Genomic DNA, 24,700 nt, shown 5'->3' with positions numbered 1-24,700 from the left:
ATTAATCTATTTATTTATTTTTTGAAAAATGATATAGTATTTTGGATTAGTAGGAAAGATATACATCAGAGTCTGGTGTCTTGAGAAAAAATGGTGGTGGTTCTTGGATGACAATTAAAGCAGACAATAGGCATTTATACTTACAAGTGATCGACCGTCTGAAAAAAGATATTGAAGAAGGCTTGTATAAAGAAAAAGAGAAACTTCCTTCTGAATTCGACCTTGCTAAACAGCTTGGAGTAAGCCGGGCGACACTGAGAGAAGCTTTAAGGATTCTCGAAGAAGATAATGTCATCATACGCAGACACGGGGTTGGCACCTTTGTAAACGCTAAACCGCTCTTTACTTCCGGTATCGAGCAGTTGAACAGTGTCACGAATATGATAAAACAGGCCGGCATGGAACCTGGGACCATTTTTCTGAGCTCAAGTTTTCAAGGCCCGACAGATGAAGATATCCGTCGTTTTTCATTGGAAGAAGAAGACATCGTCATGGTGGAAAGGGTCAGGACGGCGAACGGTGAACCAGTGGTTTACTGTGTGGATAAAATGCCATCAAGTGTTTATCCGCATAAGTTCACAACTGAAGTGAATTCTCTCTTTCGCGTTCTGGAACAGGAAGAGAATAAACGCATCACCTACGCTGTGACACAAATTGAACCATTGGGGTACCACGAAAGGATTTCGCCGATACTCAATTGTGATCCAGAATCTGCACTGCTTGTCCTGAAGCAGCTTCATTTTGATGAAAACGATAGTCCGATCTTATATTCTGTCAACTATTTCCGTTCAGACAAGTTCAGCTTCCAAGTGTTAAGAAAGCGGGTCTGATCATTTTGCAAGTCTATTTTTCTTACTACATCAACATAATTTACAGGGGGTAACCAAGGTGAAAAAACGTAAATTTGGTTTAGCACTTTCTATGGTTCTTGCAGCAGGTACTCTTCTAGGGGCATGCGGCAGCAACGGCAACAATGATTCTGAGGACGTGGCTCCGGCTAAAGACGGACAAGCAGATAAGTTCACTGCAGCAATGGTAACGGATGTCGGCGGTGTCGATGACAAATCCTTCAACCAGTCAGCATGGGAAGGCCTTGAAGCGTTCGGGCAGGACAATGGTCTGGAAAAAGGAACTGACGGATACGATTACCTGCAATCTAAATCAGATGCTGATTATAAAACAAACCTGAATACAGCTGTTCGTAACAAGTTCGACCTTATCTATGGAATCGGTTATAAGCTGCAGCCTGCAATTGAAGAAGTAGCAAAGCAGCGTAAAGACAGCAACTTCGTGATCGTGGATAGCGTTATTGAAGGAATGGACAACGTTGCAAGCGTAACGTTTAAAGAGCATGAAGGTTCTTTCCTTGTTGGTGTGGCAGCAGGCCTAACTACCAAAACAAACAAAGTTGGTTTCATCGGGGGAACTGATTCTGACTTGATCAACAAATTTGCTGCAGGATTCAAAGCAGGCGTCGAAGCTGTTAATCCTGATGCTGAAGTGGACATCCAGTTTGCTGGTGCTTTTGATAAAGCGGATAAAGGCCAGTCAATGGCTGCTTCCATGTACCAAGCTGGCAACGATGTTATCTACCATGCAGCGGGCGGTACAGGAAATGGTGTATTCACTGAAGCGAAGAACCGCAAACAGCAAAATCCTGATCAAGAGCTATGGGTTATCGGTGTAGACCGTGACCAGGCTGCTGAAGGATCTGTAACAGTTGATGGAGAAGAAATGAATATCACTTTGACTTCAATGGTTAAGCGTGTGGATACAGCTGTAATCGATATTGCTGAAAGAGCAATGAAAGGCGAATTCCCTGGCGGGGAAATCGTTGAATACGGATTGGAAGATGATGGTGTGGGAATTGCTCCGACACAGGATAATCTTTCTGAAGAAGTATTGGCTGCAGTTGAAGAGTGGAAAGAAAAGATTGTTAATGGCGAAGTTGAAGTTCCAACAAAGCCTGAGTAATAACAAGTCAACGGCCGGGGAAGGTCATGATCAGAACATCCCCGGCCAGCTTTTGAAAAAAGTTTTAAATAAAAAGTAGAATTAATGAATTCTGCTTTTTATTTAGGATTTTTTGAGGGAGGAGGCTCCCTTTTCCTAAAAATTTCAAAGTCTGACCTCATACTTTAGAATTAACAGACTCTATTCATAGCAAGGAGTGAAACTGGGTGGAATATGTAATTGAAATGCTTAATATCCGCAAGGAATTCCCTGGTATCGTGGCTAATGATAATATCACCCTTCAATTAAAACAGGGCGAAATCCATGCGCTCCTGGGAGAAAACGGCGCAGGAAAGTCGACTCTCATGAACGTTCTTTTCGGTCTTTACCAACCGGAACAGGGTGAAATCAAGGTCAATGGGAAAAGTGTGAAAATCACGAATCCAAATATTGCAAATGACCTGGGAATCGGAATGGTTCACCAGCACTTTATGCTCGTGGATACCTTTACGGTTACAGAAAATATCATCTTGGGCAAGGAGCCTAAATCAGGCGGAAAGATTGATATTAAAAAGGCGGAAAAAGAAGTTCGCGAAATTTCAGACAGGTACGGACTGGCTGTCGACCCGCAGGCTAAAATTTCTGATATTTCAGTCGGTATGCAGCAGCGTGTTGAAATCCTAAAAACACTGTACCGCGGTGCGGAAATTCTCATTTTTGATGAGCCGACGGCTGTACTGACTCCACAGGAGATCAAAGAATTGATCGAAATCATGAAAACGTTGATCAAAGAAGGTAAATCCATCATCCTGATCACTCACAAACTGAAAGAAATAATGGAAGTATGTGACCGCTGCACCGTCATCCGCAAAGGTAAAGGAATCGGTACTGTCGATGTAGCTGGTACCGATGTGAACGAGCTCGCAAGCCTGATGGTTGGACGCGAAGTTACATTCTCCACTGAGAAAACCAAAGCCGAACCAAAAGAACCTGTTTTGGAAGTCAGTGATTTGAAGGTGAAGGATTCACGTGGAGTGGAAGTGGTCCGTGGATTGAACCTGACAGTAAGAGCCGGTGAAATCGTCGGGATTGCCGGGGTCGACGGAAACGGCCAGTCTGAACTTATTGAAGCGATTACAGGTCTTCATAAAACATCCCAAGGGACCATTAAGCTGAATGGCAAGGAAGTGCAGAACAACAAACCGAGAAAGATCACTGAATCAGGCTTGGCGCACATTCCTCAAGACCGTCACAAGCATGGTCTTGTCCTTGATTTTCCAATTGGGGAGAATATGGTCCTGCAAACCTATTATCAAAAACCATATTCTAAGACTGGCATCATGAATTTCAAAGAGGTATATAAGAAAGCCTCATCCTTGATTGGCGAATATGATGTCCGGACACCGAGCGAATATACACTTGCAAGGGCATTATCAGGTGGAAATCAGCAAAAAGCCATTATAGGACGTGAAATTGACCGTAACCCTGATCTGCTTATAGCTGCCCAGCCAACAAGGGGACTGGATGTAGGTGCAATCGAATTTATCCATAAGCGCCTAATAGAACAGCGTGACAATAATAAAGCAGTCCTGCTGGTATCATTTGAATTGGATGAAATCATCAATGTCAGTGACAGGATCGCCGTTATTTATGAAGGAGAGATCGTGGCTGTTGTAGATCCTAAAGAAACCACCGAACAAGAATTAGGCTTGTTGATGGCTGGTTCCAAGCGCAAGAAAGAAGGTGAGTCTGTCAATGTCTAATAAATATCAAAATATATTGATTCCGGTCATTTCAGTAGTTCTGGGTTTGGTTGCCGGAGCAATCATCATGCTGGTGACGGGTTATAACCCGGTAGAAGGGTATGCAGCCCTCTGGAATGGTGCATTTGGTGACAGATTCTATGTCGGCGAAACATTAAGGCAGGTCATACCATACATCTTAGCAGGTTTGGCTGTGGCATTTGCCTTCCGGACGGGACTGTTCAACATTGGAGTTGAAGGACAGCTGTTGGTCGGCTGGACTGCGGCGGTCTGGGTTGGTATTGCTTTTGACCTTCCTAAGTTCATCCACCTGCCGGTATCAATCATTGCTGCGGCAGCAGCCGGTGCTGTATGGGGACTGGTGCCTGGTATCCTTAAAGCGAAATGGCGGGTCCATGAAGTAATTGTCACAATCATGATGAACTATATTGCACTTTATACTACTAACTATCTTATTAGAAATGTAATAGCAGATGAAGCTGATGCAACAGACAGCATTGCGGAATCTGCCTCACTTAAGAGTGGTTTTTTTGAAACTCTGACTGATTATTCAACACTTCATAATGGAATTTATTTAGCTGTGATTGCGGCAATCATCATGTGGTTCCTTCTTGAGAAAACAACTACTGGTTATGAACTGCGTTCCGTTGGTTTCAACCAGCATGCCTCTCAATATGCTGGTATGAATGTAGATAAGAATATTGTTTTATCAATGGTTATCTCCGGTGCGTTTGCCGGGCTGGCGGGTGCTATGGAAGGCCTTGGAACTTTCGGTTTCGCTTTCTTGCATTCCAGCTTTTCCGGGGTCGGTTTTGATGGTATCGCGGTTGCCCTTCTTGGAGGAAATACAGCAATCGGTGTTATTCTGGCAGCAATTCTGTTCGGCGGATTAAAAGTCGGAGCATTGAATATGCCTTTGGAATCTGGTGTTCCAAATGAACTTGTGGAAATCGTTATTGCCTTGATCATCTTTTTCGTAGCATCAAGCTACATGATCAGATGGCTGTTGAATCGTTCGAAAAAGGGGGTGAAATAAGTGGATTTCATGACAATACTGGAGATCATCATCTCTTCATCATTGGTTGTAGCTGCTCCGCTTATTTTCACTGCATTGGGCGGAGTGTTCTCGGAACGTTCCGGAGTAGTTAATATTGGTTTGGAAGGCCTTATGGTCATCGGCGCTTTCGCAGCCATTGTATTCAACCTGACTTTTGCCTCTACATTTGGGGCTGCAACACCGTGGGTAGCCTTGATTGCTGCGATGGCAGTGGGCGGATTGCTATCGCTTCTTCATGCACTTGCATCCATTACATTTCGTGCGGATCAGGTCGTCAGTGGTGTAGCGATCAATTTCCTTGCCCTTGGCGCAGGATTGTTCCTGGTTAAATTGATTTATGGAAAAGGACAGACAGATATCATCCGTACAGAATACAGCTTCAAAAAAGTGGATATTCCATTCTTGAGCGATATCCCGGTCATAGGGAATCTGTTCTTCAGCCGTGTGACATATACAGCATACATTGCCATCATCCTGGCATTCGTCGTTTGGTATATACTCTACAAAACTCCTTTTGGATTACGGTTACGTTCTGTCGGGGAGCACCCAATGGCTGCTGATACAATGGGAATCAATGTTACAAAAATGCGTTATATCGGTGTATTCTTGTCCGGGTTGCTTGGCGGTCTCGGCGGCGCTGTTTACGCTCAATCAATTTCATTGGATTTCAGCCACTCTACAATCACAGGACAAGGATTCATGGCCCTTGCTGCCATGATTTTCGGTAAGTGGAATCCGCTTGGAGCAATGGGAGCTGCGCTGTTCTTCGGATTTGCGCAAAGTCTAAGTATTGTCGGATCAAGTATCCCATTGTTTGAAAATGTTCCAAGCGTTTACTTGCAAATTGCGCCATACGTACTGACAATCCTGGCACTTGCCGGATTCATCGGCCGTGCAGACGCACCAAAAGCACTTGGAAATCCTTATATCAAAGGCAGCAGATAATTCTTATAGAAGGCTCTTTTCGTAAACTTTGTTACTATTCAATATAAATTTCTACTAATATCCTGGTATTTCATCTTAAAAACTCCCGGTGAGATGGAAAGAAAAGTGCTGCTCGTTCTTTTTCGAGATAAAACCTTTGTATACAGGGGAAAAATCAGGCACCTGGGATTTTTCCGAAAGCAACAATATATGCGAAAAAGCCTTATAGAAAGAGCGCGGACCGTCATGGGTCCGTGCTCTTTTTCCTTATGTTAATCGTTTGCGGGATGTCATCAGGGTTAACTGATAATCCATTTTACAGAACTGTACTGCCTAAAAATGCAGGTGAGGGTGAAGGCAGTGATGGTCGCTGCTGTGAAGAGTCATGTTAGCTGTTCCCTGGATCAGGTTTTGCTAGCAAAATGGAAATCAGATACAAAGCGATTTGAATTTAGAACTTTCCTTTGTATTTGGAGCATATAGTAAAATAATAAATGGTAATTATAATTGGCAATGCAGGTAAAAACTTGAATCCGTTTAACTGTAACATGTATAGTAAAAGAGAAATTATCTCAAAATAGATATGATTATCAGCATTTTCAATGAGCTAAAGGTATTTAAACCACATGTAAATGGATCCGTCAGCAAAAGGAGGATGGCAAATGTCTAAAGTCAATGAAGTAGTGAAAACAAAAAATGGTTATTCGTTACATATCGTCCAGACTGAAAAATATAAAACAAACACTCTTGTTTGGAGAATGAAATCCCCTTTAAAAGCAGAAGAGATAACATTAAGAGGTCTCCTGCCTCATGTACTTCAAAGCAGCTCGAAGGAATTTCCGAGCACAACGGCACTTCGTTCTTACCTGGATGAATTATATGGGGCGAGTTTCTTTGTCGACCTTGCCAAAAAAGGCGAATACCATGTTATGAGCTTTTCCGTTGAAATTGCCAACGAGAAATTTCTTAAGGAGTCGGAGCCTTTGCTGCAAAAGGGATTGCAATTCCTCGCTGATGCAGTGCTTCAACCCAATGCAGAGAATGGTTCTTTCCACGAGGAAACGGTAGCTAAAGAGAAACGGAACCAGAAGGTAAGAATACAGTCCGTTTTTGATGATAAGATGAGATATGCCAATTCCCGTCTGGTTGAGGAGATGTGCAGGAACGAAGCATATGCCCTCCATCCGAACGGCATCTTGGAAGATGTGGATAAGATAACAGCAAAGAACCTTTTCACATATTATCAGGAAGCAATACAGAAGGATGAGTTGGACTTGTATATAATCGGTGATGTCAATCCTGCGGAAGTGGAAAAGATGTGCGAGGATATCTTCCCGCTTCAAAACAGACAGCCGGAAAAGGTGGACAATGAGGGTCCGGTTCAATCTGCTGAAGTAAATGAAGTCATTGAAAAGCAGGATGTTAAACAAGGGAAGCTTAATATCGGCTACAGGACGAATGTTGCTTATGGTGCGGATGACTATTGGGCACTCCAAATTTTCAATGGCATTTTCGGCGGATTTTCACATTCAAAGCTTTTCATCAATGTACGTGAAAAGGCCAGCCTTGCCTATTATGCTGCAAGCAGGCTTGAGAGTCATAAAGGATTGATGATGGTCATGTCGGGAATCGATGCGAAAAATTATGAACAGGCCGTGACCATTATAAAGGAACAAATGCAGGCAATGAAAAACGGGGATTTCACGGAGGCGGAAATACAGCAGACGAAAGCTGTCATTCGCAACCAAATCCTTGAGACCATTGATACACCGCGGGGGCTTGTTGAAATTCTTTATCATAATGTTGTTTCCGGCCGGGATATTGATCTGGATGACTGGCTGGGCAGCATTGAAAAAGTGACCAAAGAGGAAATCACTGCAGTAGCGCAAAAAGTGAACATGGATACCATCTATTTTCTTACAGGAATGGAGGGATAGAGTATGGAAAAGATCTCATTTGACCAGCTTCAGGAAGAACTATTCTATGAAAAGATGGATAATGGACTTCAAGTGTATGTCCTCCCTAAAAAGGGGTTTAATAAGACTTATGCTACATTCACGACGAAATACGGTTCAATAGATAATCACTTTGTCCCTAAAGGGAGCAGTGAATTTACCAAGGTTCCTGATGGAATCGCCCATTTTCTCGAGCACAAGCTTTTTGAAAAAGAAGATGAAGATGTGTTCCAAAAATTCAGTAAACAAGGCGCGTCTGCCAATGCCTTCACTTCTTTTACAAGAACCGCCTATTTATTTTCTTCTACATCCGAGGTAGAAAAGAATTTGGAAACTCTCATAGATTTCGTCCAGGCCCCTTACTTTACAGAGAGTACCGTTGAAAAAGAAAAGGGGATCATCGGCCAGGAAATCACCATGTATGATGATAATGCTGATTGGCGTCTGTACTTTGGCGTCATACAGAATATGTATAAAAATCATCCTGTAAAGATTGATATAGCGGGTACAATCGAATCTATTTCACATATAACCAAGGATATGCTTTACCAATGCTATGAAACCTTCTATCATCCAAGTAATATGCTCATGTTCATTGTTGGTGCTGTCGAACCGGAAGCCATCATTCAACAGGTAAGGGATAACCAAAGTAAAAAAGAGTACAAAGAGATGGCAGAAATCAAGCGGCAGTTCGATGATGAACCATCAGAAGTAGACCAAAAGAAACAGGTACTTCATATGAATGTGCAGGCTCCTAAATGCCTGTTAGGTGTCAAAGCCCTTAACACAGAGATCCAGGGGGCGGAAATGCTTAAATTTGAGCTGTCGATGAATATCGCGTTGGATATGCTTTTCGGCAAAAGCTCTGAAAATTATTTTTCATTATATAATGATGGTCTTATCGATGAGACCTTCCATTATGACTTTACACAGGAAAAGGGCTTCGGTTTCGCCATTCTCGGCGGAGATACGGAGAAGCCGGATGAACTGGCAGAACGTTTATCAGAAATCCTACTGAACGCCGCAGCAGGCAAGGATTTATCTGAAGAGGCGCTTGAAAGGACAAAGAAAAAGAAAATCGGGGCTTTCTTGAGGGCAATCAACTCTCCTGAATATATTGCAAACCAGTTTACCCGTTATGCATTCAACGAAATGGATTTATTCGATGTTGTACCGACATTGGAAAAAATCACATTCGACGACGTACTATCGGTTGTCAAAGAGCTTTTTGAAGAACAGAGGTTCACAGTTTGCCAAATATTGCCCAAAGAGAATTAAAGGATAGTCAAAAAAGGGGAGAAAATCCCCTTTTTTATTATTTATGCACGAAAAGGATGGAGAAATCATGAAGAAGTTTGCGTTGATAACTGGAGCGTCAGGCGGCATTGGCAGCCAAACAGCCAATATTCTTGCTGAGCAGGGCTGGAATCTCTACTTGCATTATCATTCCAACGAACATGCTATGAAAGACCTCCTTCGTCATCTTGATCAATTTCAAGGAGAGTTCATCCCGGTGAAAGCAGACTTGACAGCTGAAGGAGGGCCAGAAGAACTGCTTTCCCATATCTTTCAAGTCGATGCAGTTGTATTTGCAAGCGGCAAGCCGTTGTATGGGTTGTTCCAGGATATTGCCGATCGGGAAATGGATGACATGTGGAATTTGCATGTCAAATCACCGGTGAGGATCATGCAGGGAATGCTGCCCAAGCTGCTTAACAGTCCGGTCGGAAGCGCCGTCATCGTCAGTTCCATATGGGGAGAGACAGGGGCAGCTTGTGAGGTTCTGTATTCCACCGTAAAAGGTGCCCAGATTGCCTTGGTCAAATCATTAAGCAAGGAGTTGGCGAGGAACGGGATAAGAGTCAATGCCATTGCACCGGGAGCTGTGAATACTGATATGATGAGCGGTTTCTCAACGGAGGAATTAGCTATGATAGCAGAGGAGATTCCAATGGGAAGGATGGCTGAACCTTTTGAGGTGGCAAACACAATTGAATTTTTGCTTTCACCTAAAGCATCTTATATAACCGGTCAGGTCATTTCAGTGAACGGAGGGTGGTATACCTGAACGGGTAAGATGAATATTTAATTGAAGAAGATGAATATTTTCCTTTTGAAGATGCAAACTAAGGTTGTATTTCACTTAAGAAATGCAAGGAAGGCCTTTAACCTGCAGATTGAGGCCGTTAATTACGTATGACTTCTAAGGAGGCTCCATTATTATGTCTGTACTTGATAACTGGCAAGACTGGAAAAACTTTTTGGGTGACCGTCTTAACCAAGCTCAGCATGAAGGAATGCAAGGAGGAGTAGTATCAGACCTTGCATATCAAGTAGGTGACTACCTGGCAAATCAGGTAGAACCTAAGAACGAGCAGGAAAAAGTTCTTGCTGATTTATGGTCTGTTGCTTCGACTGAAGAGCAGCATGCAATAGCCAGCATGATGGTCAAACTTGTAAAGAATGATGGTACTCGCTAAGAGAGGATTTGATCCTCTCTTTTTTTGTTTAGTTACGGCCATCTTCTTTTAAGCAGCTACAATACGGATTTCAGATATCCATGCAGTGCCGGCTGGGTCAATGAAATGATATTAAGCTGAAAATAGGGATATTGAATATGCTTCGAATGATTTGACTTTCTGCATAACGGGTAAGATGAGAAAGGGATGAGGAAATATTCCGCTCCTTTTATAAGGTTTTCCTTTTCTAAACAGCCAAAATCATATATTATAGAAGCTAATGATACTTGACTTAAAATCTCTAATTTTCAGGATATATGCAGAATTTTGTCAAATGACCCATGTCACTTTTTATTTCGGAGGGAACTTATGGAACGAAAAGAATGGTATTTAGAATATGAAATTCAAAAAAACCGTCCTGGGCTCCTTGGTGACATTTCTTCATTGCTCGGTATGCTTTCCGTCAACATAGTGACCATCAATGGCGTCGATGAAGGCCGGAGAGGGATGCTCCTCCTGGCTAATAATGACGAGCAGATTACAAGGCTTGAATCAATATTGCAGACAATGGATACGATAAATGTAACAAAGCTTCGTGAACCAAAGTTAAGGGACCGTCTTGCTGTCAGGCATGGAAGATACATCCAAAGAGACGCAGATGACAAAAAGACTTTCAGATTCATAAGGGACGAACTTGGACTGCTGGTTGATTTCATGGCAGAGTTATTTAAACAGGAAGGCCATAAGCTTGTAGGAATACGGGGAATGCCGCGTGTCGGGAAAACAGAATCGGTTGTGGCTTCTTCTGTTTGTGCCAACAAAAAATGGCTTTTTGTTTCATCGACTTTATTGAAGCAAACGATCCGCAGCCAGTTGATCGATGATGAATATTCTTCCGAAAACATCTTCCTCATTGACGGTATCGTTTCAACAAGAAGAGCGAATGAACGTCATTGGCAGCTTGTGAGGGAAATTATGAGATTGTCTGCTGTCAAAGTAATTGAACATCCCGATATTTTTGTGCAGAACTCGGAATATTCACTTGATGATTTCGATTATATCATTGAACTTCGTAATGATCCTGACGAAGAAATTACATATGATTTGGTAGAAAAGAACAACTTATTCCAAAACTCCGATTTTGGAGGATTCGATTTTTAAAATTGGCAGGTGTTTGTTTTGACTGAACTAGGAACACGACTAAGAGAAGCTCGTGAAGCAAAAGGTTATTCCCTTGACGATTTGCAGAACATGACCAAAATCCAAAAAAGATATTTAATAGGAATAGAAGAGGGAAATTATGATATGATGCCGGGCAAATTCTATGTCAGGGCATTTATCAAACAATATGCTGAAGCAGTCGGATTAGATCCTGAGATGATTTTTGCAGAATACCCAAATGACATTCCTGTAACAAACACAAGTGATCTTCCGGAACTTTCCAGGGTTCAATCCAGAAAGCCCGTTTCTGCTGGTTCATCAAAAGTGATGAATATAATTCCAAGGATACTTGTTGCCCTGTTTGTCATCGGAGCCATATTTGTGGTTTGGTACCTACTGCCGAATCAGTTTGGCGACAATAATCAGGGTACCGGGGATGATCAACAGGAGTCTGTCGATTATTCCGAATCTGACGAAGTTCAACAGCCTGAAGATGAAGGGGCTGAAGGATCGGAAGAATCTGCCGAGGAAGGCAGTGAGTCCGGAAAAAACACTGATACTGAAGAAAGTGAGGAAGAGCCGGAAGAACAAGCTGATGAACCTGCACAGGAAATCTCTGCTACGAATGTAAGCGGCAAAGAAACCACCTATGAATTGAAGAATACAGAAGACTTCAATCTGGAAATTTCAGCAGCTGGCGGTGACACCTGGATTGGTGTGTATAATGCGAAAGATGAACAGCTCCTTAATGAGATGCTGAAGGATGGGAACACTGAAACCTTCGATCTATCTGAAGGAGGAGAAGCTTTCATCATCGTCGGAGATGCCTCGGCTACGACGATCAAGGTTAATGGCGAACAAATTAATTATGAAGTATCACCAACAGAGGTTGTAAGACAGGACATCATAATCAGACGTCCTGCTCAGGAATAGTCACTTGGTGGCTATTCTGTTTTGTTATGATTCTAGGAGGTAGTAAGAGTGAACTTACCAAATAAGATTACAATATCCAGGATTTTTTTAATCCCTCTTTTTATGATCATCATGCTTTATCCATTTGACTGGGGAACAATCTCCGTTTTGGGAGCAGATATGCCTGTGACCCATTTTGCGGGAGGCATCCTGTTTATCCTTGCTTCTACCACGGACTGGATTGATGGGTACTATGCACGTAAACTGAACATGGTTACCAATCTTGGGAAATTCCTGGATCCGCTGGCAGATAAACTGCTTGTCTCAGCAGCGCTGATTGTCTTGGTGGAGATGGGGTTTGCCCCGTCATGGATCGTCATTATCATTATAAGCAGGGAGTTTGCTGTAACAGGATTGAGGCTGGTGCTTGCAGGTACCGGGGAAGTCGTGGCGGCCAACATGCTTGGAAAGATAAAAACATGGGCACAGATCATTGCGATTTCATCGTTATTGCTTCACAATATTATCTTTGAAGCGGTATCCATACCATTCGATACCATCGCACTATGGATTGCCATGATCATTACAATCTGGTCTGGTCTGGATTACTTTTCCAAAAACCGCCAGGCTTTTGTCAATTCAAAATAACAATAAGATCATTGGAAGTCCGGCCGCTTTTCAAAAGGTTTAGGGCTTCTTTTTTGTGGTATCAATGCAAAAAGCCTATAATTTAGGATGTAGAAATTCAAAGTTAAATAAGAAGGGGATAATGGTATGAACGCAGAAATCATTGCTGTAGGTTCTGAATTGCTTCTTGGGCAAATTATAAATTCCAATGCTAAATTTTTATCAGAACAACTGGCTGAAGTGGGTGTGAATGTATACTTTCATACTGTTGTCGGGGATAATCCCGACCGATTAAAAGAAGCTATTGAAACGGCCGAATCCCGTGCCCAATTAATTGTCTTCACAGGGGGACTCGGACCGACAAAAGACGATTTGACGAAAGAAACGATTGCGAGGCACTTAGGTACTTCATTAGAAAAGGATGAAGATGCATTACTATATATAAAAGATTATTTCAAAAGGGCCCAAAGGGAAATGACACCAAACAATGAAAAGCAGGCTCTTGTCCTGAAAGGTGCCAAGGTACTGAAAAATGAACAGGGAATGGCACCGGGTATGTTCTATGCTCAGTCATCAATAAACTATATGCTGCTTCCCGGTCCGCCATCGGAAATGATCCCTATGTACAAAAACTATGGAAGGCCCGCTATCGAGAGAGCATTGGGAAGAAAAGAAACGATTGCATCCCGTGTATTAAGGTTCTTTGGAATAGGGGAAGCCGAGCTTGAAACAGAGCTTATGGACCTTATTGAAGCACAGTCAAATCCGACCGTTGCCCCGCTGGCTTCTGACGGTGAGGTGACTATTCGATTAACAGCAAAGCATGAATCGAGAGAGTCAGCAGAAAAACTGCTTGATCAATCGGAAGAGGAAATATTGAAAAGAGTAAGGCCGTATTTTTACGGTTATGATGATACAACTTTAATGGAAGAAACCTCAAAGGCACTTAAAGAAAAAAATCTGACCATTGCCTGTGCAGAGAGTTTGACAGGCGGGATGTTCGAGGCGCAGCTGACTTCAATTTCCGGTGCCGGGGGAATATTAAAGGGAGGGATTGTCTGCTACTCACCTGAAGTCAAAAAGAAGCTGCTGGACGTGTCCAGAAACACAATCGCCATCCATGGTACAGTGAGTAAGCCTTGTGCTGAAGAACTGGCTGAGAATGTGAGGGAGAAATTCGATTCGGATATTGGCATCAGCTTCACCGGAGCAGCAGGTCCCGGCCCTCATGAAGGGAAAGATGAGGGAACCATCTGGATAGGGATTGCAAGAAAAGACAGGGAAACAAAAACCTACCTATTGAATCTTGCAGGCACAAGAAACGGGAACCGAGCAAGGACTGTGAAATATGGCTGCCACTTCCTCTTGAAAGAACTGAAGAATGAGCAGGAATGAAGACCGGAAGCCAACAGAATAGCTGTTGGCCCCGGTTTTTATTCTGCTTGCTTAATGAAATAAGAGATAAAATGATAAAGAGGCATTTTCCGGACAGATCCTCCTTGGAAAAGATAATTTTTCCTGTAAAAAACAAGATTATTGAGTAAAACCTCCATTGAAAAAAACCGAATGAATGTTCGATTTTTCTCTTGTTAAATTGACCGAAAAGGTTTATAGTAGAGATAGGTTGTTGAAATGAGACAAGCAGTTGATAAATTGCTATATTGTCTTTCTATATATGTAAGAGATTAAAAGGAGGAAATTTTAGTGAGCGATCGTCAAGCTGCCTTAGACATGGCACTTAAACAAATCGAAAAACAATTCGGTAAAGGTTCTATCATGAAATTGGGAGAACAAACAGATAGAAATATTGTAACAATTCCAAGTGGGTCATTGGCTTTGGATGTGGCTCTTGGTGTGGGAGGATATCCGCGCGGAAGGATCATCGAGACATACGGACCGGAATCTTCAGGTAAAACAACTGTTGCCCTTCATGCAATAGCTGAAGTACAGGCAAATGGCGGACAGGCTGCATTCATCGATGCCGAGCATGCACTGGATCCTGTATATGCCCAAAAACTTGGTGTAAACATAGATGAACTTCTGCTTTCACAGCCGGATACCGGTGAACAGGCTTTGGAAATCGCTGAAGCGCTTGTTCGAAGCGGTGCAGTCGATATACTTGTTATCGACTCGGTGGCTGCGCTTGTTCCTAAAGCTGAAATTGAAGGGGAAATGGGAGATTCACACGTTGGTCTCCAGGCACGTTTGATGTCCCAGGCGCTAAGAAAGCTGTCCGGTGCCATCAATAAATCGAAAACAATCGCCATATTCATTAACCAGATTCGTGAGAAAGTAGGGGTCATGTTCGGTAACCCTGAAACGACACCGGGAGGACGTGCGCTGAAGTTCTATTCTTCTGTCCGTCTGGAAGTACGCCGTGCTGAAGCCTTGAAGCAAGGGAATGAAATGGTCGGAAACAAAACAAAAGTAAAAGTTGTCAAGAATAAAGTGGCGCCACCATTCAGGGTTGCCGAAGTAGATATCATGTATGGACAAGGTATTTCCAGAGAAGGGGAGATCATCGATATGGGCTCCGAACTCGACATCGTCCAAAAAAGCGGTGCCTGGTATTCATATAATGAAGAACGACTTGGCCAGGGACGCGAGAATGCAAAAATATTCTTGAAGGAAAATCCTGAAATCCGTAACGAAATCATGCAGAAAATCCGAGATCATTACGGGCTGGACACTGGCAGGACAGAAACGGAAGAAGGCCAGGATGAATTGTTCCTGGAAGAATAAGCCTTTATCAGAAGCGGGGACTCGTTCTCTGCTTCTTTTTTTCATCAAAGGTATAAATCCAGAAGAAATACTGAAAAAATCCAGCAAAATCAAGGGGAAAAGGCTCACCCCCTTGACAATGAATATTCTGAGATTTAAAATTAACATGTATATTTTACAAATTTTCGAATGTTAATATTTGAAAGCCTAGCGCTGTATATTGAAACCTTTGGAAACAATGTACCAGCCGACATGTAAAAGACATGACAAAAGTTCATAGCAAGGGGAGGTGAAATGATGGAACTCATTACAATCATCTCCATTTTGCTTGGCCTAATCGTCGGTGTAGTTGTTGGATATTTTATTCGTAAATCCATTGCTGAAGCAAAAATTGCGGGAGCTAAAGGTTCTGCAGAGCAGATTCTTGAAGATGCAAAGCGCGAGGCAGAAGCTCTGAAGAAGGAAAAGCTCTTGGAAGCAAAGGATGAAAATCATAAGCTTCGTACTGATATGGAAAACGACCTTCGTGAACGAAGAAATGAACTGCAAAAGCAGGAAAATCGTTTAATGCAAAAAGAAGAGAACCTCGACCGCAAAGATGAATCGCTGGATAAGCGAGAATCCCAGCTGGAAAGAAAAGAGGATGCTCTAAACGAAAGACAACAACATATTGAAGAGATGGAAAGCAAAGTGGACGAGATGAGACGCTCACAACAGACTGAACTCGAACGCATCTCTGCACTTACACGGGATGAAGCGAAAGCAATTATCCTGGACCGCACTGAGAATGAATTGTCTCATGACATCGCCTTGATGATCAGAGAACATGAAACCCGTGCGAAAGAGGACTCTGATAAGAAAGCCAAAGAGATTCTTTCACTTGCAATCCAGCGTTGTGCAGCAGAGCATGTTGCAGAGACGACGGTATCAGTTGTGAACCTTCCGAATGATGAGATGAAAGGCCGCATCATTGGTCGTGAAGGACGTAATATTCGTACATTAGAAACGCTGACAGGAATCGATTTGATTATCGATGATACACCAGAAGCGGTTATCTTATCGGGGTTTGACCCAATCCGACGTGAAACGGCAAGGATTGCGCTTGAAAAATTGGTGCAGGACGGAAGGATCCATCCAGCCCGTATCGAAGAAATGGTCGATAAAGCAAGACGGGAAGTGGATGAGCATATCCGTGAAATCGGTGAACAGACAACATTCGATGTTGGTGTTCATGGGCTCCATCCAGATTTAATCAAGATTTTAGGCCGTTTGAAATTCCGTACAAGCTATGGTCAGAACGTTCTGAAACACTCGACGGAAGTAGCATTCCTTTCAGGTTTGCTAGCTGCCGAACTGGGTGAGGATGTAACGCTTGCCCGACGTGCGGGACTGCTTCATGATATTGGAAAAGCGATTGACCATGAAGTTGAAGGGAGCCACGTCGAAATCGGTGTGGAACTGGCAACGAAGTACAAAGAACATCCGGTTGTCATCAATAGTATTGCTTCGCATCATGGTGATACTGAACCGACTTCAGTCATTTCCGTGCTTGTCGCAGCTGCTGATGCACTTTCAGCTGCAAGACCAGGTGCGCGAAGTGAAACACTTGAGAACTATATCCGCCGCTTAGAAAAGCTGGAGGACATCTCGGAATCCTATGAAGGTGTCGAGAAGTCATTCGCTATTCAGGCAGGCCGGGAAGTTCGCATTATGGTTAAACCTGAATCAATCGATGATCTGGAAGCTCATCGTCTGGCTCGTGACATCCGTAAACGGATTGAAGAGGAACTGGATTACCCAGGCCATATCAAAGTCACAGTCATACGGGAAACAAGGGCTGTTGAATATGCTAAGTAAAGCGGTGTGATTTCACACCGCTTTTTTCTTTGGGATGAAGACGGAAGCGGGGATGATTCAAATCTTTGGGCAAGCTTTTCTTCAATAAGGTAAAGAACCTGCCCGGGGGTTAACCTTATCCCCGGCGAGGCTGATTGTTACAGATAAACTTTCATGCCACTAAGATGTCTTTCTTAACGTGTTAATGTGGTAAAACATGAGTTTTTGTATAAGCTATGATAATATATAGGAAACGTTTAAAGAGAAAGGGTTTATAAATGAATATCTTATTTATTGGAGATGTAGTCGGCTCGCTGGGCCGTGAAATGGTTTCAGAATACTTACCGAAGCTGAAGGCAAAGTATCGTCCTTCCGTTACCATCGTGAATGGTGAAAATGCAGCAGGCGGCAGGGGGATAACTGAAAAGATTTATAAGAGATTCTTGAATGATGGTGCCAATATTATAACAATGGGTAATCATACATGGGATAATAAAGAAATCTTTGATTTTATCGACAATACTAAATTGATGGTAAGACCAGCAAACTTTCCAAAGGGCACTCCGGGAACCGGCCTGGCATTCATCAATATTAACGGATTTGAGACAGCTGTGATCAATCTGCAGGGCAGAACATTCATGCCCCCTCTGGATTGTCCATTTGAAGCTGCAGAGGAGCTTGTGTCACAGGCGAAAGAACGTACGCCGTTTGTTTTTGTTGATTTTCATGCAGAAGCAACAAGTGAAAAGCAGGCAATGGGCTGGTTCCTGGATGGAAAGGTTTCAGCGGTAGTGGGAACTCATACACATATCCAGACAGCCGATAACAGGGTCCTTCCCAATGGAACGGCATTTATAGCCGATGTGGGAATGACAGGCCCTTATGATGAGATCCTGGGAATGAATAAAGAATCAGTCATTACAAAGTTCAGAACAAGTCTTCCTGTCCGATTCGAAGTTCCCAGCCAAGGCAGAAAGGTATTGAGCGGGGTCATAATTGATATAAATGAAAAAACAGGTATGGCAAAAAGCATCAGCCGGATATTAATCAATGATGATCATCCATTTATATCTGAATAAATCGAGGAGCAAAAGTACTATCAAAAGTACTTTTGCTTTTTGTTTCTAAGGCCCTCCTCGTAAACTTGGACTAATGGATGTATATCATTGAGAAATCCAGCTGAAATGCCGATAGAGGGGCTCAGCGGGACCTGACAGTGCCACTTCGAAATAAAGTGCTGATAGCATAAACCAACAGCGCATAATTAATCGAAAACTCCCGATCATCCTTCGGTCTTTATAACCCTGGCCAATGTGTCCGCTTTTTTGGGCCAAGCGGGAATGATTTTACTAATTCGTGAATATAGTAGCAGTGGAATCGTTTATACCAGGTTGTTCTTTGCTTGGAACATTCGGTATGGGGAAATGACAAGGAGGAAAAGAAATGGAAATATTAAAAGTTTCAGCAAAATCCAATCCTAATTCTGTAGCTGGTGCACTTGCCGGAGTTCTTCGTGAGAGAGGGGCAGCAGAGATACAAGCGATAGGGGCTGGAGCCCTTAATCAGGCAGTCAAGGCGGTTGCGATTGCCCGTGGATTTGTCGCTCCCAGCGGGGTAGATTTAATATGCATTCCTGCATTCACCGATATACAGATAGATGGAGAAGAACGCACTGCTATCAAGTTGATCATTGAACCTAGATGAATCGAGTGGAGGCTGTCCCTGGAGAGTGAATGGGAGAGCCTTTTTTAGTTTACTGGGAAATTTAAAATGAAGAAAAGGAGTTTAGTGAGATTTCAAGAAGTATATATAGAGAGCAAGAACAATGAGAGGAGTTTTGGTATGATTTTTGATGGTCACTGCGACGTGCTTTTGAAGCTTCATCATTACAAGGATGAAGTTTCCTTTGATAGCAAAGGCGATTTACATATTACATATCCACAGCTGAGCCAGGCGGGGAGCAAGGTCCAGCTTTTTGCCATTTACCTTCCTTCCTATCTAAAACCCGGCCAGCGCTTCCAGGCAGCCTTGGAAATGGTGGAGGTTTTTCATAAGCAGGTCCTTAAGCCGAACCCGAAAATGAAAATGGTCCGTTCCAAGAAGGAAATCGCTGCATTGAAAGAGGATGAGATTGGAGCCATGCTCACACTTGAAGGCTGTGAGGCCATTGAAGAGGATCTGGTCAAGCTCCATGCACTTTATCAGCTTGGAGTCAGGGCAGTCGGCCTGACGTGGAACTGGGCCAATGCTGTGGCAGATGGTGCACTGGAACCAAGAGCTGCAGGTCTGACAAAGTTTGGAAGGGAAACCGTGGAATTCCTGAATGACCATAAGATCATCACAGATGTTTCCCATCTTTGCGAAAGGTCTTTTTGGGATACAATTGAAATTGCTGAGTATCCAATCGCTTCCCATTCGAATACTTTCAGCCATTGTGCCCACCCAAGGAATTTAAAGGATGAACAAATCAAGGCGCTTATTGATAAAGGAGGAGTGATGGGGTTAACGTTTGTCCCTCCATTCCTGAACCAGAATGGAGAGGCCGGGGTTCCCGATATTCTCCGTCACCTTGATCATGTCTGTTCATTAGGAGGCGAGGATCATGTTGGCTTCGGTTCGGATTTTGACGGGATATCCGAGACTGTTAATGGGCTGTCCTGTTACCGGGAATATGATAACTTAGTAGAAGCGCTCCATAAACATTACAATGAGAGCCAGGTCCGGAAATTCCTCTTTGATAACTTCTTTGAGGCACTGCCGGAATAAGACCGAAACTATACAGCTGTCCCGCCGATTCAAGTCGGCGGGACGGCTTTTTCATTTACCATGTTAAAGCATTAAAAGGGACCGTCCCTCTTAGTGCTTTAACATTATAAATTGAACATTTTGCAACATCTGGATGCATCTATTGTCTCAGGGGCGAAAAAGCTTTATACTAGATTAACGTGCAATCCTTTTGTGAAAAACTATCAGTATTTTATAATAAGGCTGTTTTCGTATAAAATGTTGCTTTCGGGTTTTTTCTTCCGAAAAAGGGAGAGTAGCTCTTTTCTTTCCTGCTTACCGGGGTTTTTCCGGTGAATTACCAGGATATGATTTAAAATTTATAGTGAATTTCAACAAAGTTTACGAAAAGAGCCTATAATAAAGAGAATCGTTCTTACAAATGCGTCGGCTGGTATTCGTACATGCCTGCAAAACGCAGTTGAGCAATACCAGGAAAGGAGTCATTTTTCGATGAATGAAGAACAAAGAAAACACGGCCAGCAAGCTGCCGGTCAAGAAGATAAAAAGACTGAAAAAGATTATTCGAAATATTTTCAGAGTGTATACATTCCTCCGTCATTGAAAGACGCAAAAAAGCGCGGGAAAGAATCTGTTCAATACCATAATGATTTTAAGATTGATGAAAAGTTCCGCGGAATGGGTGATAACAAGAAATTCTATATCCGTACATACGGATGCCAGATGAATGAACATGATACAGAAGTCATGGCAGGAATCTTCATGGCGCTGGGGTATGAAGCCACCAACAGCACTGAAGATGCAGATGTCATCCTCCTTAACACATGTGCCATCCGTGAAAATGCAGAAAACAAAGTGTTCGGTGAGCTTGGGCACTTAAAGCATCTTAAGCGTGAAAAGCCGGAACTGTTGATCGGTGTTTGCGGATGTATGTCACAAGAAGAGTCCGTCGTGAACAAAATCCTTAAGACGTATCATCAGGTAGATATGATTTTTGGTACACACAATATCCACCGCCTTCCAAACATCTTGAATGATGCCTACATGTCAAAAGCGATGGTTGTAGAGGTATGGTCCAAAGAAGGGGATGTCATTGAGAACCTTCCTAAAGTCCGCCGCGGCAATATCAAGGCGTGGGTGAATATCATGTATGGCTGTGACAAATTCTGCACGTATTGTATCGTTCCTTATACAAGGGGTAAAGAAAGAAGCAGAAGACCGGAAGAAATCATACAGGAAGTACGCCACCTGGCTTCACAGGGATATCAAGAGGTTACCCTCTTGGGACAAAACGTAAATGCGTACGGCAAGGATATCGAAGATCTTGAGAATTACGGTCTAGGGGACTTGATGGATGAGCTGCGCAAGATCGATATTCCTCGTATCCGATTTACAACAAGCCACCCTCGTGATTTTGATGACCATTTAATCGAAGTCCTTGCGAAAAAGGGGAATCTTGTAGAACATATCCACCTTCCTGTGCAATCTGGCTCATCTGCCGTACTGAAAATCATGGCGCGTAAATATACACGAGAAAGGTTCCTTGAACTGGTAGGGAAAATTAAAGCGGCAATGCCGGATACAGCACTGACTACAGATATCATTGTCGGGTATCCGAACGAAACAGAAGAGCAGTTTGAAGAAACTCTTTCCTTGTATCGTGAAGTCGGCTTTGAATCAGCTTATACGTATATCTACTCTCCAAGGGAAGGTACTCCTGCAGCGAAGATGAATGATAATGTGCCTATGGAAGTCAAAAGGGAGCGTCTGCAGCGCTTGAACAAGTTGGTGAATGAATACTCAGCAGAAGCACTTAAGCAATACGAAGGCAAAATTGTTGAAGTCCTTGTTGAAGGGGAAAGCAAGAAAAACCCCGAAATACTTGCAGGGTACACACGCCGAAACAAGCTTGTAAACTTTAAAGCTCCTAAAACGACTATCGGCAAAACGGTAAAAGTAAAAATCACAGATACTAAGTCCTGGTCGCTCAACGGAGAATTCGTTGAAGAAGGCCGAATTGGTTCTGAATTTCTAGAAGAAGCAGCAGAGGTGAAGTAAAATGACAAAATATACAAAAGACGACATTATGAAAAGAGCGGCTGAACTGGCAAGTATGATTTCTGAAACAGAGGAAGTTGACTTTTTCAAACGTGCAGAAGCACAAATTCATGAAAATCAAAAGGTCCGCGAAATGATCGCAAGCATCAAGAGCTTGCAAAAACAGGCAGTGAACTTCCAACATTACGGTAAAACGGAAGCGTTGAAAATGGTTGAAGCCAAGATCGAAAAGCTTGAAGAGGATATCGATGCCATTCCTGTTGTACAGGAATTCAAACAGTCCCAAGTGGACGTGAATGATCTTCTGCAAATAGTGGCCTCCACGATCTCCAACACGGTTACAGACCAGATCTTAACATCAACAGGTGGCGACCTTCTTAGAGGGGAAACGGGTTCACAAGTGAAGAATTCAACTCCTGGGAGCTGCAGCTGATTTATTTGACAACTGATTTATCAGCAGGGATAAGAAAAAATTAAAAAAGCGCTATCTTCAAGATGATGTTTCTGAAGATAGCGCTTTTTATGTTTTGTTTCGCTTTTTCTCATTGTTTCCTGTTTGGTCATCGTTTTTCTTTCGTGTGTGCTGAATCCATTTGCAGAACCCCTAAAGTCTGTAACATCTTTCCCTCTGGTCCTCAAAACGTGCTCTCGTTTCTTCTTCGCGCTGCTTTTGCCCATACGTTGTTCACCTCATACGTTAATTCCCCCTGTGGAGGTAATTCCATTTAATCACGAAATGAGGAAGGATGAAAGCCATTTATTTCTGAAGCTGCACTATAAGGATTAGCGGTATTCTCAATCTTCTTTGAAATTCCTCTTCATCTTGGAAAGCATCCTTTCTCGGGGCTGCTTCCTTTAAGTTTTTGAATGTAAATCCGTTGGTCAGAGCCAATGAAACATACTCTTCAATTGTTCTGTGATACTTAACAACGGAATGGTCCATCCAGGCCTCGACTCTTTTCCCTGTTTCAAAATAGTTATCTACGACCCAGTGGGTGCGTTTTTCTGTTCCGGAAAAATGGTCAAACGTGGCTGTAATGACAGGATGCATCACGGAGAAAACGAATTGGCCACCGGGTTTTAACGCTTTATATACAGTGTGAATCACAGCTTCCAAGTTCTCAATATAATGAAGGGCCATCCGTGATACGATCAAATCATATTTAGACTCCTCGAGCGTCAAGTTCTCCAGATCCCCTAAAAGAAAGTCAGCCTTCTCAGAGGCGTATGATGAAATTGCGCTCTCCACCATATTCTTGGAGCCGTCGACCCCTGTATAGCGTGAAGCACCTGAATCAAGCAGTTCCTTTCCAAATAAGCCATCGCCGCATCCAAGGTCCAGGATGGTCTTGCCCCGGACATTGCCGATTAATTCAAGGAATACCGGTTTTTCCATAGCATTGTTAGGGCTTTCCTGTTTTTGTCTGCGTGCCATGAATCGGTCAAAAAACTCTTTCTCTTCATATACACTGGATCCTTTATGTATCAACTTCATTCCTCCCTGTATTTAAAAGTCCTATTTTCCTTTAACCATCATAATATAGTACGGATGAAATTACCCTTCTTTTATGATTTTTATTTTTAAAGTGGCAGGCATGATATTTCTGCTCTGCCTGAAGATCCTGAGGTTGATCTCCTAAAAGAGCGGAGTGAAGTTCATTCTTTACAGGTAGAGAAGTTTTCTTTTCGCTGACTTAGGATTGCTGAGAATTTTGTGTAAATAGCAGCAAAGTGCTTGGGAAGAACCAAGGTTAAGGCTGCTCAATGGATTGCGGCGCATCCCGAAAATGGGAACATTCACTATTTTTAAGCATACAATGAACTATCTCGAAACTAATTTGTCACCGTTCTAAAAATACTCGCACAAACGTCTAGATGCCCGCATAAGATGAATTGAAAATGAATGAGGAGGTACGCTCGAATGGCAGAATACAGAGAGATCATCACCAAAGCGGTCGTAGCGAAGGGACGTAAATTCACTCAATCCCATCATACGATTAGCCCGCCGCATCATCCATCGAGCATTTTAGGCTGCTGGATCATAAATCACACGTATGAAGCACACAAAGTCGGCAAAAAAGTCGAAGTGTCTGGTTACTACGAGATCAACGTGTGGTATTCCCATGATGACAACCGCAAAACTTCAGTTGTTACAGAGAAAGTTGAGTACTGCGATGTCATTAAGTTGAAATACCGTGATCCTGACTGCTTAGATGATAAAGAGGTCAATGCAATCGTACTGCAGCAGCCTAACTGTGTTGAAGCGGTAATCTCACCAAATGGAAACAAAATCATCGTACATGTAGAACGTGAATTCCAAGTCGAGGTCATCGGCGAAACAAAGGTATGTGTACTTGTAAATCCTGATGGCTGTGACGATGATTGGGATTGCGATTTTGACGATGAAGATTTTGAAGAGCTTAATCCGGACTTCCTGGAAGGGCTCGACGAAGAATAACGGAGACTAGGAAGACGGCCTCTTCCTAGTTTTTTTTATTGCTGAGAGAAATAATATTATATTGTTCATCC

The 24,700-nt window shown here is 42.8% G+C and carries 23 protein-coding genes; 21 read left to right on the top strand and 2 right to left on the bottom strand.

The features are described from left to right. Positions 1 to 107 precede the first annotated feature (107 nt). From D3H55_RS19410 to D3H55_RS19310, 20 genes are all read left to right on the top strand, one after another. On the top strand, positions 108 to 830 hold the full coding sequence (locus tag D3H55_RS19410; RefSeq protein WP_119548956.1) for a GntR family transcriptional regulator: 723 nt from the start codon (positions 108 to 110) through the stop codon (positions 828 to 830). 58 nt (positions 831 to 888) lie between these two features. Then, positions 889 to 1,974, top strand: a complete 1,086-nt coding sequence (locus D3H55_RS19405) for a BMP family lipoprotein (RefSeq protein ID WP_205685510.1) — start codon at positions 889 to 891, stop codon at positions 1,972 to 1,974. 206 nt (positions 1,975 to 2,180) lie between these two features. Beyond that, positions 2,181 to 3,716 carry an ABC transporter ATP-binding protein gene (locus tag D3H55_RS19400; RefSeq protein ID WP_119548955.1) on the top strand — a complete coding sequence of 512 codons (1,536 nt, stop codon included), beginning with the start codon at positions 2,181 to 2,183 and terminating at the stop codon, positions 3,714 to 3,716. Then, positions 3,709 to 4,752: an ABC transporter permease gene (locus D3H55_RS19395; protein ID WP_119548954.1), complete on the top strand. Its 1,044-nt coding sequence runs from the start codon at positions 3,709 to 3,711 to the stop codon at positions 4,750 to 4,752. The genes D3H55_RS19400 and D3H55_RS19395 overlap by 8 nt, the downstream gene beginning before the upstream one ends. Next, a complete protein-coding gene (locus D3H55_RS19390; RefSeq protein ID WP_119548953.1) occupies positions 4,753 to 5,718 on the top strand; it encodes an ABC transporter permease in 966 nt (321 codons plus the stop codon). A gap of 641 nt (positions 5,719 to 6,359) precedes the next feature. Then, the gene (gene yfmF, locus D3H55_RS19385) at positions 6,360 to 7,634 is read left to right on the top strand and encodes an EF-P 5-aminopentanol modification-associated protein YfmF (protein WP_119548952.1); all 1,275 of its coding nucleotides are present in this window, start codon (positions 6,360 to 6,362) and stop codon (positions 7,632 to 7,634) included. Positions 7,635 to 7,637: 3 nt separating this feature from the next. Further along, entirely contained in the window at positions 7,638 to 8,930 is a 1,293-nt protein-coding gene (gene yfmH, locus D3H55_RS19380; RefSeq protein WP_119548951.1) for an EF-P 5-aminopentanol modification-associated protein YfmH, read from the top strand. A gap of 67 nt (positions 8,931 to 8,997) precedes the next feature. Next, positions 8,998 to 9,720, top strand: coding sequence for an elongation factor P 5-aminopentanone reductase (gene ymfI / locus D3H55_RS19375; RefSeq protein ID WP_119548967.1), 723 nt, complete (start codon positions 8,998 to 9,000; stop codon positions 9,718 to 9,720). A 154-nt stretch (positions 9,721 to 9,874) separates the two neighbouring features. Beyond that, on the top strand, positions 9,875 to 10,132 hold the full coding sequence (locus tag D3H55_RS19370; RefSeq protein WP_119548950.1) for a DUF3243 domain-containing protein: 258 nt from the start codon (positions 9,875 to 9,877) through the stop codon (positions 10,130 to 10,132). Positions 10,133 to 10,480: 348 nt separating this feature from the next. Beyond that, positions 10,481 to 11,272 (top strand): DUF3388 domain-containing protein, encoded by a 792-nt coding sequence (locus tag D3H55_RS19365; RefSeq protein WP_119548949.1) that lies wholly within the window; start codon positions 10,481 to 10,483, stop codon positions 11,270 to 11,272. Between the two features lie 9 nt (positions 11,273 to 11,281). Further along, positions 11,282 to 12,205, top strand: a complete 924-nt coding sequence (locus tag D3H55_RS19360; protein WP_240628681.1) for a helix-turn-helix domain-containing protein — start codon at positions 11,282 to 11,284, stop codon at positions 12,203 to 12,205. A gap of 48 nt (positions 12,206 to 12,253) precedes the next feature. Continuing rightward, on the top strand, positions 12,254 to 12,832 hold the full coding sequence (pgsA, locus tag D3H55_RS19355) for a CDP-diacylglycerol--glycerol-3-phosphate 3-phosphatidyltransferase (RefSeq protein WP_119548948.1): 579 nt from the start codon (positions 12,254 to 12,256) through the stop codon (positions 12,830 to 12,832). 126 nt (positions 12,833 to 12,958) lie between these two features. After that, positions 12,959 to 14,206: a competence/damage-inducible protein A gene (locus D3H55_RS19350; RefSeq protein ID WP_119548947.1), complete on the top strand. Its 1,248-nt coding sequence runs from the start codon at positions 12,959 to 12,961 to the stop codon at positions 14,204 to 14,206. Between the two features lie 309 nt (positions 14,207 to 14,515). Continuing rightward, positions 14,516 to 15,553 (top strand): recombinase RecA, encoded by a 1,038-nt coding sequence (gene recA, locus D3H55_RS19345; protein ID WP_119548946.1) that lies wholly within the window; start codon positions 14,516 to 14,518, stop codon positions 15,551 to 15,553. A 273-nt stretch (positions 15,554 to 15,826) separates the two neighbouring features. Beyond that, positions 15,827 to 17,389, top strand: coding sequence for a ribonuclease Y (gene rny / locus D3H55_RS19335; RefSeq protein WP_205685509.1), 1,563 nt, complete (start codon positions 15,827 to 15,829; stop codon positions 17,387 to 17,389). Positions 17,390 to 17,646: 257 nt separating this feature from the next. After that, entirely contained in the window at positions 17,647 to 18,447 is an 801-nt protein-coding gene (locus tag D3H55_RS19330; RefSeq protein ID WP_119548943.1) for a TIGR00282 family metallophosphoesterase, read from the top strand. 364 nt (positions 18,448 to 18,811) lie between these two features. Beyond that, positions 18,812 to 19,072, top strand: coding sequence for a stage V sporulation protein SpoVS (gene spoVS / locus D3H55_RS19325; protein ID WP_119116493.1), 261 nt, complete (start codon positions 18,812 to 18,814; stop codon positions 19,070 to 19,072). Positions 19,073 to 19,210: 138 nt separating this feature from the next. Next, positions 19,211 to 20,134: a dipeptidase gene (locus D3H55_RS19320; RefSeq protein ID WP_119548942.1), complete on the top strand. Its 924-nt coding sequence runs from the start codon at positions 19,211 to 19,213 to the stop codon at positions 20,132 to 20,134. 471 nt (positions 20,135 to 20,605) lie between these two features. Further along, positions 20,606 to 22,171: a tRNA (N6-isopentenyl adenosine(37)-C2)-methylthiotransferase MiaB gene (miaB, locus tag D3H55_RS19315; RefSeq protein WP_119548941.1), complete on the top strand. Its 1,566-nt coding sequence runs from the start codon at positions 20,606 to 20,608 to the stop codon at positions 22,169 to 22,171. A gap of 1 nt (position 22,172) precedes the next feature. Next, positions 22,173 to 22,604: a YlbF/YmcA family competence regulator gene (locus tag D3H55_RS19310; protein WP_119548940.1), complete on the top strand. Its 432-nt coding sequence runs from the start codon at positions 22,173 to 22,175 to the stop codon at positions 22,602 to 22,604. 20 nt (positions 22,605 to 22,624) lie between these two features. On the opposite strand, the gene brfA is transcribed toward D3H55_RS19310, so the two are convergent. Further along, a complete protein-coding gene (gene brfA, locus D3H55_RS25560) occupies positions 22,625 to 22,849 on the bottom strand; it encodes a ribosome rescue factor BrfA (RefSeq protein WP_119548939.1) in 225 nt (74 codons plus the stop codon). A 79-nt stretch (positions 22,850 to 22,928) separates the two neighbouring features. Next, positions 22,929 to 23,606, bottom strand: coding sequence for a class I SAM-dependent methyltransferase (locus tag D3H55_RS19300; protein WP_240628683.1), 678 nt, complete (start codon positions 23,604 to 23,606; stop codon positions 22,929 to 22,931). A 486-nt stretch (positions 23,607 to 24,092) separates the two neighbouring features. Here D3H55_RS19300 and cotE point away from each other — a divergent pair, with 486 nt between their 5' ends. After that, positions 24,093 to 24,629, top strand: coding sequence for an outer spore coat protein CotE (cotE, locus tag D3H55_RS19295; protein WP_119548937.1), 537 nt, complete (start codon positions 24,093 to 24,095; stop codon positions 24,627 to 24,629). The last annotated feature ends 71 nt before the right edge of the window (positions 24,630 to 24,700 follow it).

This window comes from Bacillus salacetis, assembly GCF_003581585.1.
GTDB lineage: Bacteria > Bacillota > Bacilli > Bacillales > Bacillaceae_B > Rossellomorea > Rossellomorea salacetis.
The sequence above is the reverse complement of the archived record's forward strand: the minus strand, read 5'-3'. Positions and strand labels throughout refer to the sequence as shown.

What these genes read in the sequence shown, in the direction of transcription:
- D3H55_RS19365 (WP_119548949.1), top strand. Translation starts at nt 10,481, where the DNA reads ATGGAACGAAAAGAATGGTATTTAGAATATGAAATTCAAAAAAACCGT.
- spoVS (WP_119116493.1), top strand. Translation starts at nt 18,812, where the DNA reads ATGGAAATATTAAAAGTTTCAGCAAAATCCAATCCTAATTCTGTAGCT.
- ymfI (WP_119548967.1), top strand. Translation starts at nt 8,998, where the DNA reads ATGAAGAAGTTTGCGTTGATAACTGGAGCGTCAGGCGGCATTGGCAGC.
- brfA (WP_119548939.1), bottom strand. Translation starts at nt 22,849, where the DNA reads ATGGGCAAAAGCAGCGCGAAGAAGAAACGAGAGCACGTTTTGAGGACC.
- D3H55_RS19330 (WP_119548943.1), top strand. Translation starts at nt 17,647, where the DNA reads ATGAATATCTTATTTATTGGAGATGTAGTCGGCTCGCTGGGCCGTGAA.
- yfmF (WP_119548952.1), top strand. Translation starts at nt 6,360, where the DNA reads ATGTCTAAAGTCAATGAAGTAGTGAAAACAAAAAATGGTTATTCGTTA.
- rny (WP_205685509.1), top strand. Translation starts at nt 15,827, where the DNA reads ATGATGGAACTCATTACAATCATCTCCATTTTGCTTGGCCTAATCGTC.
- D3H55_RS19350 (WP_119548947.1), top strand. Translation starts at nt 12,959, where the DNA reads ATGAACGCAGAAATCATTGCTGTAGGTTCTGAATTGCTTCTTGGGCAA.
- D3H55_RS19320 (WP_119548942.1), top strand. Translation starts at nt 19,211, where the DNA reads ATGATTTTTGATGGTCACTGCGACGTGCTTTTGAAGCTTCATCATTAC.
- D3H55_RS19300 (WP_240628683.1), bottom strand. Translation starts at nt 23,606, where the DNA reads ATGGCACGCAGACAAAAACAGGAAAGCCCTAACAATGCTATGGAAAAA.
- miaB (WP_119548941.1), top strand. Translation starts at nt 20,606, where the DNA reads ATGAATGAAGAACAAAGAAAACACGGCCAGCAAGCTGCCGGTCAAGAA.
- D3H55_RS19395 (WP_119548954.1), top strand. Translation starts at nt 3,709, where the DNA reads ATGTCTAATAAATATCAAAATATATTGATTCCGGTCATTTCAGTAGTT.
- D3H55_RS19410 (WP_119548956.1), top strand. Translation starts at nt 108, where the DNA reads ATGACAATTAAAGCAGACAATAGGCATTTATACTTACAAGTGATCGAC.
- cotE (WP_119548937.1), top strand. Translation starts at nt 24,093, where the DNA reads ATGGCAGAATACAGAGAGATCATCACCAAAGCGGTCGTAGCGAAGGGA.
- yfmH (WP_119548951.1), top strand. Translation starts at nt 7,638, where the DNA reads ATGGAAAAGATCTCATTTGACCAGCTTCAGGAAGAACTATTCTATGAA.
- D3H55_RS19310 (WP_119548940.1), top strand. Translation starts at nt 22,173, where the DNA reads ATGACAAAATATACAAAAGACGACATTATGAAAAGAGCGGCTGAACTG.
- D3H55_RS19370 (WP_119548950.1), top strand. Translation starts at nt 9,875, where the DNA reads ATGTCTGTACTTGATAACTGGCAAGACTGGAAAAACTTTTTGGGTGAC.